We start from the raw sequence: 11,928 nt of genomic DNA on the forward strand, positions 1-11,928 counted from the left end.
GCGCCGTCATTCATACCTGCCGCTCGAAAATCGCGCCTTCCACCCCCAGCACTTCGCCGCTGCCGGAGTAGATGCCCACGCCCGTCTCCCACACATCCTTGACCCGCCCTTCCGCGCAACGGATGCGGTAGCTCAGCTGATAGGGCTCATGCTTGAGCAGCGCGCACTGCACGCAGTACCAGATGTAGTCGGCGTACTCATCGAGGATCAGCGAGCCGAAGCTGCGCTGCGGATTGCTGGTGAGGTAGTCGGCGGGGTAGCCGGTCAGGGGCAGGCAACCAGCGCTGACGTACTCCATGTACCAGCTCCGGTCGTTGCGACCGCGATAGATCAGCCCCGGCAGGTCGTCCAGCAGGCCGAGGGCGAACGGAATCGGTGCAGCCGGCGCTGCGCCTGCACGTTCAGCGGGCACGCCACGGTGCACCCGCGTCGCCAACGCCAGACGCGATTCCAGGCGGAATTTGCGCAGCAGATTACGCACGTAGATTTTCACGGTCCCGTCGCTGATACCCAGCTCCCGGGCGATCTGCTTGTTGCTCAGGCCCGCGCTGATCAGCGTCAGGGTCTGGCCTTCGCGCTCGGTCAGTGCGTCCCAGCCGGGCGTCGACAGCATGGCATTGTCCATCCCTCTCCTCCTGCAACCCGTGGGGAATTGCCTCTTGGGCAGCAACTTCCATGCCCTTTCGCAGCAACTACTCCTTTTGGCATACCTCCTCTAGCGGATTGAGCGAGCTTTCTTCAGGGGAAATTATTTGCCCCACGAAGAAACACGAACCCATCCGTCGAGGTGTCCATGAGCAGTGCCGCCACCTACCACCCGTTCAGCGTTCCGCGCTATCCGGACCACCCGTCTCGCTCCGCAGCCGACCTGGTGGTGACCCGCGTGCGGGACAGCCATCTGCCGGAGGAGCGTCAGTTGGTGCTCGCCGACTTCGCCGACAGCAACGCCTTGGGCCAGGCCCTGGCCGAGCGCCTGGCCCGGTCCCGCTGTGGCCTGCGCCTTGAACTGCGCGGCGACGAAGCGTTCATCTGGCCGCTGCAGGCCGTGGCCCGCCAGGCCGGTTTGCAGGACGACGAAATCCTCCTCAGCCACGTACAGGGCAGCCGTCAGGTGTTCTGCGTGCACTGCGCCCGCTGCCAGCCGGCCAGCCCCGAGGACAGCCTGGTCTGCGCCCACTGCGGCGTGCACCTGGAGGTGCGTCGCCATTTCTCGCAACGCCTGGGCGCCTACCTCGGCGTCTGCGCCGATGCCGACCAGCCCTTCGCCGAGGTGCGCCCATGATCGAGGTCCGTATCGCCGCCATCCGCGAGCTCACCCCGGTAATCCGCGAGTACTGCCTGGAAGCCCTGAGCGGCGCCCTGCCCGGCTTTTCCGCCGGCAGCCACGTACAAGTGCACCTGCCCAATGGCCGGCGCAATGCCTATTCGCTGCTGGGCGACCCCGCCGACACCCGCCAGTACCGCATCGCCGTGCGCCATCAGGACGCGTCTCGCGGCGGCTCGCGCTTCCTGCACCAGTCGATGCACGCCGGCGACAGGCTGGCCATCAGCGCCCCGGCCAATCTCTTCCCGCTGCACAGCAAGGCCCACCAGCACCTGCTGGTGGCCGCCGGCATCGGCATCACCCCGTTCATTGCCTACAGCCGCGAACTGCTGCGCCGGGGCGAGGACTTCGAACTGCATTACGCCTACCGCCAGGGCAGCAGCGACGCCTACCTCGGCGAACTGCGCGAGCGGCTGGGCAACCGCCTGCACGAATACCCCAGTGGCCGCCGCCGTTTCGACCCGGCCGCCCTGCTGCAGGACCGCCCGCTGGGCGCCCACGTCTACAGCTGCGGCCCGCAATCGCTGCTGCTGGCGATCCAGGAACAGGCCGCCGTCCTCGGCTGGAGCCCGCGCCGGGTGCACAGCGAAGCCTTCGCCGGTGCCGAGCCCGGCCAGCCGTTCAGCGTCGAGCTGGTGCGCAGCGGTCGCCACCTGCAGGTGAGCGCCGAACAAAGCCTGCTCGAAGCCCTGGAAAGCGCTGGCGTGGACATTCCCAACCTGTGCCGCGGCGGCGTCTGCGGCCAGTGCCAGACGCCCTACCTCAAAGGCGACGTGGAGCACCGCGACCACGTCCTCGCCGCCGACGAGCGCGCCAGCAGCCTGATGCCCTGCGTATCCCGCGGCTGCGGCAGCCCGATCCTGCTCGATATCTGACCCGGAGACGTCACCATGACCCTGACCTTCAAGCCGAACGAAACCTACCGGGACGATTTCAGCTTTCGCAACAGCCCGGCGGCCATCGCCCGCTTCCCCTTCCCGTTCCCGGAAGACCAGTACATGTACTCGGTGAACATTGAGCCGGCGGTGTCCCGCGATCCCGGCTCGGTGTTCGAACACACCTTCGACGTGGACGAGCACTACGTCTCGGAAATGGCCGAGCGCGCCCGGGTGCTGGAACAGGACCCGGAGCGCTGCATGGTCATGCCGCACATGGCCACCGCCGCCTGGGACACCCTGGCGGTGCTGATGGAGCACCTGTCCGCTGACTACCCGGCGCACTTTGCGCTCGAGCGCGACGGCGACGCCTGGCACTGGCGCAACCTGGCCCTGGGCATCGACCAGCGCTTCACCTTCGGCGATCCGGACAGCCTGCCCTGCGAGCCACTGGAGTACATCACCCGGCAGATGCAGGGCGACTTCGCCGTGCTCGACCAGCGTGACGACGACCTGTTCATGGACGCCGGCATGGTCACCTGCCCGGCGGACTGGTCGCTGCGCTTCGACGCCGGCATGAGTTTCAAGCAATGGCATTCGCCGGTGCCCATCGCCAACCAGATGGGCGTGTTCGACCGGGCGCTCAAGTACCTGCTGCACGTCCAGGTCGGCGCGCCGGTGCGCCGGCTCAACTGGACCCTGACCATCAACCCGCGCCTGGACACCTCGCCCGAGACCTACCACCAGTGGGGCAGCGACCGCGGCAAGGTCACCGCCGACAACGCCGGCGAGCTGGTGCACCTGCGCGTCGAGCTGCAACTGATGCTGCGCCTGCCGCGCTCCAACGCCCTGCTGTTCGGCATCCGCACCTACCTGATCAGCCTCAACGAACTGGTCACCAACCCGGCCTGGGCGCAGCGCATGCACCGGGTGATCCGCGACCTTCCCGAGCAGATCGCCGACTACAAGGGCATCACTCGCTACCGCCAGCCGCTGGTGCAGTGGCTGAGCCGCTTCGACGCCGAAGCCTGACCCCGACCCGATTCATCACAAGAGGAATTTCCCATGAGCAACTCATGGCGCATCAGCGCGCTCCGCGAACGCCACCTGGCCCTCGGCTCGCAGCTGGAAGACTGGAACGGCATGCCCACCGCCTGGACCTACACCAGCGCCCTGGCCGACCACCACGAGGCCATTCGCACCCGTGCCGGGCTGATGGACGTCTCCGGGCTGAAAAAAGTCCATTACGTCGGCCCCCACGCCGAAAGCCTGCTGCAGTACGCCACCACCCGCGACATCAGCAAGCTGTATCCGGGCAAGTCGGTGTACGCCTGCCTGCTGGACGAGGACGGCACCTTTGCCGATGACTGCATCGTCTACCGCACCGGCCCCAACGCCTTCATGGTGGTGCACGGCGCCGGCATCGGCCACGAACTGCTGATCCGCTCGGCCCAGGGCCGCCAGGTGGCGGTGCTGTTCGACGACGACCTGCACGACCTGTCGCTGCAAGGACCGAAGGCCGTGGACTTCCTCGCCGAACACGTGCCGGGCATCCGCGAGCTGCCGTACTTCCATCACCTGCAAACCCGCCTGTTCGACCGCCCGGTGATGATTTCCCGTACCGGCTACACCGGCGAGCGCGGCTACGAGATCTTCTGCAAGGCCGCCGACGCGCCGCTGATCTGGGACGGCATCCTGGAGAAAGGCCAGGACCACGGCATCATCCCCTGCGCCTTCACCGCCCTCGACTGGCTGCGGGTGGAGAGCTACCTGCTGTTCTACCCCTACGACAACTCGCAGATGTACCCCTTCGCCGACCAGAAGGCCGGCGACACCCTGTGGGAACTGGGCCTGGACTTCACCGTGTCGCCCGGCAAACAGGACTTCCGCGGTGCCGGCGAGCACTACCGGCGCCAGGGCCAGGAGCGTTTCAGGATCTACGGCGTGCTGCTGGACGGCCACGTCGCCGCGCAGAACGGCGACAGCCTCTGGCATGAAGGCCGCCAGGTCGGGGTGATCACCTGCGCCATGTACTCGCGGCTCACCGAACGTTCCATGGCCATTGCCCGGGTCGAGCCGCACATCGCCAGCCAGGGCCTGCCCCTGGAAGTGCGCGGCAGCCTCACTGCCAAAGCCATCGCCCACAGCCTGCCCTTCGACGACCCGGAAAAGAAAAAGCGCACCGCCAAAGGCTGAACGCTGCCCACCTTGCCTGCACGAGACCCACCGACATGACTCACTACATCCTCAAGATCAGCTGCCCGGCCACCTCCGGCATCGTCGCAGCGGTCACCACTTACCTCGCCGGGCGCGAGTGCTACATCAGCGAACTCGCCCAATTCGACGACGAACTCGCCGGGGGCTTCTTCATGCGCGCGGTGTTCCGCTTCAACGACGGCGTCAAGCCCGACCTCGATGCCTTGCGCCAGGGCTTCGTCGACGTGGCGGTACCCTTCGCCATGGACTGGGAACTGTTCGAAGGCAACCGGCCGATGCCCGTGTTGCTGATGGTCAGCAAATACGACCACTGCCTGGCCGACCTGCTCTACCGCCACCAGAAAGGCGAGATGGACATGCGCATCACCGCCATCGTCTCCAACCACCTCGACCTGCGGCCCATGGCCGAACGCGAAGGCATCCGCTTCGTCTACCTGCCGGTGACCAAAGACACCAAGGCGCAACAGGAGGCCGCGCTGCTGCAACTGGTGGAAGAGACCGGCACCGAACTGGTGGTGCTCGCCCGCTACATGCAGATCCTCTCCGATGACCTGTGCCGCCAGCTCTCGGGCCGGGCGATCAACATTCACCACTCGTTCCTGCCCGGTTTCAAGGGCGCCAAGCCCTATCACCAGGCCTACGCCCGCGGCGTCAAGCTGATCGGCGCCACCGCCCATTACGTCACCTCCGACCTCGACGAGGGCCCGATCATCGAGCAGGAAGTGCAGCGGGTCGATCACGCCTGGCTGCCGGACGACCTGGTCAGCATCGGCCGCGACACCGAGACCGTGGCCCTGTCCCGCGCCGTGAAATACCACCTGGAGCACCGGGTGTTCCTCAACGGCGAGCGGACCGTGATTTTCCGCTGACAGGCGTCAGCCGTCATCGCTGGCAAGCGGGGCGGCGCTCCGCTTGCCAGCGATGAATTCAACCCATGACCTGATCTGGAGTGCTCTTATGAAATCCCGTGTAGCCATCATCGGCGCCGGCCCCTGCGGCCTCGCCCAATTGCGTGCCTTCCAGTCGGCCCAGGCCCAGGGCGCCGAGATTCCCGAACTGGTCTGTTTCGAGAAACAGGCCGACTGGGGCGGCATGTGGAACTACACCTGGCGCACCGGCCTGGACGATCACGGCGAGCCGGTCCACGGCAGCATGTACCGCTACCTGTGGTCCAACGGGCCGAAGGAATGCCTGGAATTCGCCGACTACAGCTTCGACGAACACTTCGGCCGGCCCATGGGCTCCTACCCGCCGCGTGAAGTGCTGTGGGACTACATCAAGGGCCGCGTGGAAAAGGCCGGCGTGCGCGACATGATCCGCTTCAACACCGCCGTGCGCGACGTGCGCTTCGATGCCGCCAGCCAGACTTTCAGCGTTACCGCCCACTGCTACGAGCGCGACCTGACCTACAGCGAGACCTTCGACTACGTGGTGGTCGCCAGCGGCCATTTCTCCACGCCCAACGTGCCGTCCTTCCCCGGCTTCGAGCGCTTCGCCGGCCGTGTCCTGCACGCCCACGATTTTCGCGATGCCTTGGAGTTCCGCGGCAAGGACGTGCTCATCGTCGGCGGCAGCTACTCCGCCGAAGATATCGGCTCGCAGTGCTACAAGTACGGCGCCCGCAGCATCACCAGTTGCTACCGCAGCGCACCGATGGGCTATCCGTGGCCGGACAACTGGGAAGAAAAGCCGCTGCTCAGCCACGTCAAGGGCAGCACCGCGTTCTTCGTCGACGGCAGCAGCAAGCACATCGACGCGATCATTCTCTGCACCGGCTACAAGCACCACTTCCCGTTCCTGCCCGAAGCACTGCGCCTCAAGACCGGCAACCGCCTGTGGCCGCTGAACCTCTACAAGGGCGTGTTCTGGGAGCAGAACCCGCAGCTGATCTACCTCGGCATGCAGGACCAGTGGTACAGCTTCAACATGTTCGACGCCCAGGCCTGGTACGCCCGCGACGTGATCCTCGGCCGCATCGCCCTGCCCGATGCGTCGCTCATGCACGCCGAAGACCTGGCCTGGCGTGAAGAAGAGGAACGCCTGGAAACCGCCCAGCAGATGTTCGAGTTCCAGGGCGAGTACATCCGCCAGCTGATCGAGGCCACCGACTATCCCAGCTTCGACATTGCCGCAGTCAACGAAACCTTCCTGCAATGGAAGAAAGACAAGTACGAAAACATCATGGGCTACCGCGACAAGTGCCACCGCTCGCTGATCACCGGCACCCTCGCAACGCCCCACCACACGCCCTGGCTGGAAGCGCTGGACGACTCCCTGGACGCCTACCTCGCGGATGATCCGCTCAAGGCGGGCAACACCGTGGACGCCACCCGCAGCGAAATGACCACGCCCTGAGCGGCCAAGGTCACCCAAGGAGCCTTGCATGCAATTTCCCGTGATATCGCGGCCGCTGGAACCGGCGCTGTTTGCCCGTGCCGCCCACCTGGAGCGCCACCGCGTCGCCCCCGGCGGGCTGACGGTGGTGGGCCTGGAGCCCGGCGACCGACTGGAAGTGATCGACCTCGAAGGCGACCAGAGCGCCGAACTGCTGGCCTTCGCCGGCAGCCGTCCGGTACTCGGCGCCCTCGGTCTGGCGCCGAGCCCCGGGGCACGCTTCATCGGCCACCTGCTGCACGACGGCAGTCGCGACGCCGCCCATGTCAGCGCCGGGCTGGCCCGACGCGGCATCGACTGTCGGCACCTGCCGGACGCCGCACGGCTGTGGCCCGCCGGCACCCCGGCCAGCCACAGCCGGCGCTTCCACGCCGCCGAGGCGCTGCTGGTGCTGGTGGCCGCTCCCGGCGGTGCAGTGGCGGTGGACAGCCAGGCGCGGGCCAGCGAGCTGCGCCTGGTGGTGCACCGGGCCAACCCGCGCCAGTCCATCGCCCCGCCGCTGCCGGCGCCCCTGGGCGAACTGGTGGACGAATTCACCCTCAGCCCCGGCACCGCCCGCGACTACGTGGTCGGCGCCGGCCAGTACATTCAGGTGATCGACGTCGCCGGCCGGCAGTGCTCGGACTTCGTTGCCTTCGACCGCCGCGGCCTCGACGCCGGTCGCGAGATCGACCTCGACCCCACCGTCACCCGCACCCTCAACGGCAACGCCTATCCTGGCCCTGGCCTGTTCAGCCGCTTCTACGACCGCAACCTGCAACCCATGCTCGAGGTGGTGCGCGACACGGTCGGACGCCACGACACCTTCGCCCTCGCCTGCACCGCCCGTTACTACGAGTCCCAGGGCTACTTCGGTCACGACAACTGCAGCGACAATATCAGCCGCGCCCTTGCGGCCCACGGCGTGACGCCACGGGCCGGCTGGCCGGCGATCAATTTCTTCTTCAACACCGGTGTCGATGCCCACCAGCACCTGACCCTCGACGAGCCCTGGTCGCGCCCCGGCGACTACGTGCTGCTGCGCGCCATGACCGACCTGGTCTGCGCCAGCAGTTCATGCCCGGACGATATCGACCCGGCCAACGGCTGGCTGCCCACCGACATCCATATCCGCGTGTATTCCGAACAGGAGCGCTTCAGTATCGCCATGGCCACTCGCAAAACGCCCGACGCCGACCCGGTGCTGACCCGCGAAAGCGGCTTCCATCCGGGCACTTCCGCCCTCACCCGGCAGTTCGCCGAATACCGGGGTTTCTGGACGCCGCTGCAGTACGACGGCTACGGCACCCTGGCCGAATACCACGGCTGCCGCGAACGGGTGGCGGTGATGGACCTTTCCGCCCTGCGCAAATTCGAAGTGCTCGGCCCCGACGCCGAAGCCCTGCTCGACCATTGCCTGACCCGCGACGTGCGCAAGCTGGCGGTGGGTCAGGTGGTCTACAGCGCGATGTGCTACGAACACGGCGGCATGCTCGACGACGGCACCCTGCTGCGCCTGGGCGCCGATGCCTTCCGCTGGATCGGCGGCGAAGACCATGCCGGCGACTGGCTGCGCGAACAGGCGGCGAAGCTGGGCATGAAGGTGTGGGTCAAGAGCGCCTCGGAGCAGATCCACAACATCGCCGTGCAGGGCCCGCTGGCCCGCGCCCTGCTCCAGGACATGATCTGGACGCCCGGCACCCAGCCGGCGCTCAACGACCTGGGCTGGTTCCGCTTCCTCACCGGTCGTCTCGACGACTACAACGGCCCGCCGCTGATGGTCTCGCGCACCGGCTACACCGGCGAGCTGGGCTACGAGATCTGGTGCCACCCCAGCGACGCGCTGCGCGTGTGGAACCGCGTCTGGGAACTGGGCGATCCGCTGGGCCTGGTGCCGCTCGGGCTGCAGGCACTGGACATGCTGCGCATCGAGGCCGGGCTGATCTTCGCCGGCTATGAGTTCAGCGACCAGACCGATCCCTTCGAGGCCGGTATCGGTTTTTGCGTACCGCTGAAAAGCAAGCAGGCCGACTTCATCGGTCGTGATGCCCTGCTGCGCCGTGGTGCCCAGCCGCAACAGAAACTGGTGGGCCTGGAGCTGGACGGCAACGAGCCGGCCGCCCACGGCGACTGCGTGCGCCTGGGGCGAGCCCAGGTCGGGGTGATCACCAGCGCCACCCGCTCGCCGGTGCTGGGCAAGAACATCGCCCTGTGCCGCCTCGACGTCGCCCACAGCGCGCCCGGCACACGCCTGGAGGTGGGCAAGCTCGATGGCCAGCAGAAGCGCATCGGCGCCACGGTGGCGGCCGGCACCGTGGCCTACGACCCGGACAAGAGCCGCGTGCGGGCGTGACGGTGAAACTGGTGGAGAAATTGCTAGTAGTTGGGAAGGGACTGTCCCCCAGCCTCAAGGAGTAGCGAGCGATGTGGTTCAGCAAGGCTTCCAGTGACCTGGCCAACGAAGTCAGCCAGTGGCTCGAACACCTCTCCAGCGACAGCGGCGGCGCGCTCAGCCCGCCGCTTCTGCAGAGCCAGCCGCGCCTGGCCGGAGCCCTCCAGCACCTGCAACGGGACTGGACCGAACTGCAGCGGGCGCGCCAGCAGGCCGAACGGCAACCGCCACCACCCTGCACCGCCGAGGAGCACGCTGCCCTGCAACGTCGCGTGGCGGAGGCCGAAGCCCGAGCCGCGCAGCGCGAAACCGAGCGCGACGAAGCCGAGCAGCGCTGCCTGGCCCTCGAAGCCGAGCGCCAGCGCTGGGACGAGGACCGCCAGGTCTGGGAGCTGACCAAGCGCACCCTGACCGAAGGCTGCTGGGCGATGAACGTGGTCAATGGCGACCCCGACCATCCGCAGAACGTGATTCGCTGGTCGGAGCAGTTCCGCAACCTGATCGGCTATGGCCGCGACGAATTCCCCGATGGCTGGGACAGCTATTTCGGCGTGGTCAACGCCGACGACCTGAAGAACGTGATGAAGGCCTTCAACGCCTCGATGGTCGACAGCAGTGGCGACGGCTTCTACGCAGTGGAATACCGCATGCGTCACAAGAGCCGTGGCGAAGTGTGGTTCCGCGAGCGCGGCCGCTGCCTGCGCGATGCCCGTGGCCGGCTGACCTGGGTCACCGGCGCGGTGCGCGAGATCAGCGACGAGAAGACCGCCGAAAGCCTGCACGAACGGGAACAGGCCAGCATCCAGGCCACCTACGGCCAGATCGCCAAGGTCGCCGGGGTGATCCGCAGCATCGCCGAACAGACCAACCTGCTGGCCCTCAACGCCGCCATCGAAGCGGCGCGGGCGGGCGAAGGGGGTCGTGGCTTCGCCGTGGTCGCCGACGAAGTGCGCAACCTGGCACGGCGGACACAGGAGTCGGTGCAGCAGATCCAGACCATGTTGCAGAGTCAGTAACCGCATCGCTGGCAAGCCAGCTCCCACCTGTCTGTGGGCGCTGACTGGCCAGCGATGAGGCCCTTGAACACACACAACAACAAAAGCCTGAAGGCAAGCGGTCCCCTTCCCTCTGCCCACCACAACTATTCCGAAGAATGTGCATCGAGGATTGAGTGATGGAAGAACAGAAAACGCCGACCCTGGAGGAACTCAAGGGTCTGATCGAGATGACCAACACCCTCAATATGGAAATTTTCTATTGGTGGTGCATCGCCCTGATGATCCTGATTCACGCAGGGTTCCTCTCCTACGAAATCGGCGCCTCGCGCCTGAAGAACGCCCTCGCCGCCGGGGTCAAGAACATCCTCGCCTTCGGCTTCATCGTCCCCACCTTCTTCCTGTTCGGCTGGGCCATCTACAACGCCTTCCCCGACGGCATCGTGCCGCGCATGGACGCACTGCTCGGGGCCATGCCCTGGAGCCAGAGCATGGGCCCGAACATCAAGGACAACGCCACCGGCATCTTCTGGGGCGCCTTCGCCCTGTTCGCCGCCACCACCGGTTCGATCCTCTCCGGGGCCATCATCGAGCGGGCGCGGATGAGCGCCTTCATCATCATGACCATCCTGCTCGGTTCGGTGCTGTGGCTGTTCGGCGCGTCCTGGGGCTGGCACCCGGAAGGCTGGCTGACCGTGAAGTGGGGCTACCATGACGTCGGCGCCGCGGGCGTGGTGCACATGATCGCCGGCTTCTTCGCCCTGGCGGTAGTCATCAACCTCGGCGCGCGTATCGGCCGCTTCAACCCGGACGGCAGCGCCAACGCCATCGTCGGCCACAGCATGCCGATGAGCGTGGTCGGCCTGATGCTGATCATCGTCGGCTTCTTCGGCTTCCTCGGCGGCTGCATCATCTACAGCTCCGGCGCGCAGTGGATCAACATCTACGGCCAGCCCACCACCCTCTCCGCCTTCGCCTTCAACACCCTGATGGGCTTTGCCGGCGGCCTGATCGGCGCCTACCTGACCACCCGCGAGCCGTACTGGATGATGTCCGGCGGCCTGGTGGGGATCATCTCCGTTGCACCGGGCCTGGACCTCTATCACCCCGGCCTTGCCTACCTGATCGGCATGTGCGTCGCCGCCCTGGCGCCGCTGGTGAACAACCTGCTGCTCAAATTCCGCCTCGACGACGCCGTCGGCGCCTTCGCCGTGCATGGTTTTGGCGGCTTCGCCGGGCTGGTGGTCAGCGGTATCTTCCTTGCGGGCTACCCGAACATGAACGGCATGGCGCCGATCAGCTTCTTCGGCCAGCTGGGCGGTGCGGTGGTGATGGCGGCGCTGGGCTTCATTCCGGGTTACCTGGTGTCGTGGGCCCTGATGAAGGCGGGTGTGCTGCGGGTACCGGCCCATGCTGAAGAGCGCGGCCTCGACCTCACCGAAGTCCCGGCCCAGGCCTATCCGGAATGGAGCGGCATCTACGGAGAACCGGCCAGCAAACCCAAGGCGAACCTGATCGCCGAAAGCAAAGCCACCGTCTGAGGAGCAACGCCATGAGCATCAGTACCTACGAAGGCGCCAGCGCCGTGTTCACCTTCGCCGACAAGCCGGTCGTGCTGGGCTTCATCACCCTGGTGGTGGTAGCAGCGACCGTGTATGCCCTGGTGACCACATTCGTGCATGAGAAGCACAGTTATGCGTTGCCGGATGAAGAGTTGCCGAAGTTGAAGTGACACGAATTTCGAGGCCCACA

10 protein-coding genes and 1 pseudogene are annotated in these 11,928 nt (G+C 66.5%); 10 read left to right on the forward strand and 1 reads right to left on the reverse strand.

Features of this window, described 5'->3' with window-relative positions:
• Positions 1–10 precede the first annotated feature (10 nt).
• Complete coding sequence (locus tag AC05QJ_RS20355; RefSeq protein ID WP_476743084.1) at positions 11–625, reverse strand: LuxR C-terminal-related transcriptional regulator; 615 nt, start codon at positions 623–625, stop codon at positions 11–13.
• Between the two features lie 168 nt (positions 626–793).
• Here AC05QJ_RS20355 and AC05QJ_RS20360 point away from each other — a divergent pair, with 168 nt between their 5' ends.
• The 10 genes and pseudogenes from AC05QJ_RS20360 (at position 794) to AC05QJ_RS20405 (ending at position 11,908) form a co-directional block, all read left to right on the forward strand.
• Positions 794–1,282: a dimethylamine monooxygenase subunit DmmA family protein gene (locus AC05QJ_RS20360; protein ID WP_476743085.1), complete on the forward strand. Its 489-nt coding sequence runs from the start codon at positions 794–796 to the stop codon at positions 1,280–1,282.
• Complete coding sequence (locus tag AC05QJ_RS20365) at positions 1,279–2,199, forward strand: PDR/VanB family oxidoreductase (RefSeq protein ID WP_476743086.1); 921 nt, start codon at positions 1,279–1,281, stop codon at positions 2,197–2,199. The genes AC05QJ_RS20360 and AC05QJ_RS20365 overlap by 4 nt, the downstream gene beginning before the upstream one ends.
• Positions 2,200–2,214: 15 nt before the next feature.
• Positions 2,215–3,231, forward strand: coding sequence for a heme-dependent oxidative N-demethylase family protein (locus tag AC05QJ_RS20370; protein WP_476743087.1), 1,017 nt, complete (start codon positions 2,215–2,217; stop codon positions 3,229–3,231).
• Positions 3,232–3,264: 33 nt separating this feature from the next.
• Positions 3,265–4,395 (forward strand): aminomethyl transferase family protein, encoded by a 1,131-nt coding sequence (locus AC05QJ_RS20375; protein ID WP_476743088.1) that lies wholly within the window; start codon positions 3,265–3,267, stop codon positions 4,393–4,395.
• A gap of 35 nt (positions 4,396–4,430) precedes the next feature.
• Positions 4,431–5,285, forward strand: a complete 855-nt coding sequence (gene purU / locus AC05QJ_RS20380; protein ID WP_476743089.1) for a formyltetrahydrofolate deformylase — start codon at positions 4,431–4,433, stop codon at positions 5,283–5,285.
• An 88-nt stretch (positions 5,286–5,373) separates the two neighbouring features.
• A complete protein-coding gene (locus AC05QJ_RS20385) occupies positions 5,374–6,771 on the forward strand; it encodes an NAD(P)-binding domain-containing protein (RefSeq protein ID WP_476743090.1) in 1,398 nt (465 codons plus the stop codon).
• A gap of 28 nt (positions 6,772–6,799) precedes the next feature.
• Positions 6,800–9,142, forward strand: a complete 2,343-nt coding sequence (locus AC05QJ_RS20390) for a DUF1989 domain-containing protein (protein ID WP_476743091.1) — start codon at positions 6,800–6,802, stop codon at positions 9,140–9,142.
• A gap of 467 nt (positions 9,143–9,609) precedes the next feature.
• Positions 9,610–10,188, forward strand: a pseudogene (locus AC05QJ_RS20395) (methyl-accepting chemotaxis protein); the annotation flags it as partial.
• 167 nt (positions 10,189–10,355) lie between these two features.
• Entirely contained in the window at positions 10,356–11,717 is a 1,362-nt protein-coding gene (locus AC05QJ_RS20400; protein WP_476743092.1) for an ammonium transporter, read from the forward strand.
• An 11-nt stretch (positions 11,718–11,728) separates the two neighbouring features.
• On the forward strand, positions 11,729–11,908 hold the full coding sequence (locus AC05QJ_RS20405) for a hypothetical protein (protein WP_476743093.1): 180 nt from the start codon (positions 11,729–11,731) through the stop codon (positions 11,906–11,908).
• The last annotated feature ends 20 nt before the right edge of the window (positions 11,909–11,928 follow it).

Source organism: Pseudomonas sp. TUM25319 (genome assembly GCF_056388475.1).

Bases quoted from the DNA above. Each gene is read 5' to 3' on its own strand.
- AC05QJ_RS20400 (WP_476743092.1), top strand. From the start codon at position 10,356: ATGGAAGAACAGAAAACGCCGACCCTGGAGGAACTCAAGGGTCTGATC.
- purU (WP_476743089.1), top strand. From the start codon at position 4,431: ATGACTCACTACATCCTCAAGATCAGCTGCCCGGCCACCTCCGGCATC.
- AC05QJ_RS20370 (WP_476743087.1), top strand. From the start codon at position 2,215: ATGACCCTGACCTTCAAGCCGAACGAAACCTACCGGGACGATTTCAGC.
- AC05QJ_RS20355 (WP_476743084.1), bottom strand. From the start codon at position 625: ATGGACAATGCCATGCTGTCGACGCCCGGCTGGGACGCACTGACCGAG.
- AC05QJ_RS20375 (WP_476743088.1), top strand. From the start codon at position 3,265: ATGAGCAACTCATGGCGCATCAGCGCGCTCCGCGAACGCCACCTGGCC.
- AC05QJ_RS20365 (WP_476743086.1), top strand. From the start codon at position 1,279: ATGATCGAGGTCCGTATCGCCGCCATCCGCGAGCTCACCCCGGTAATC.
- AC05QJ_RS20360 (WP_476743085.1), top strand. From the start codon at position 794: ATGAGCAGTGCCGCCACCTACCACCCGTTCAGCGTTCCGCGCTATCCG.
- AC05QJ_RS20405 (WP_476743093.1), top strand. From the start codon at position 11,729: ATGAGCATCAGTACCTACGAAGGCGCCAGCGCCGTGTTCACCTTCGCC.
- AC05QJ_RS20385 (WP_476743090.1), top strand. From the start codon at position 5,374: ATGAAATCCCGTGTAGCCATCATCGGCGCCGGCCCCTGCGGCCTCGCC.
- AC05QJ_RS20390 (WP_476743091.1), top strand. From the start codon at position 6,800: ATGCAATTTCCCGTGATATCGCGGCCGCTGGAACCGGCGCTGTTTGCC.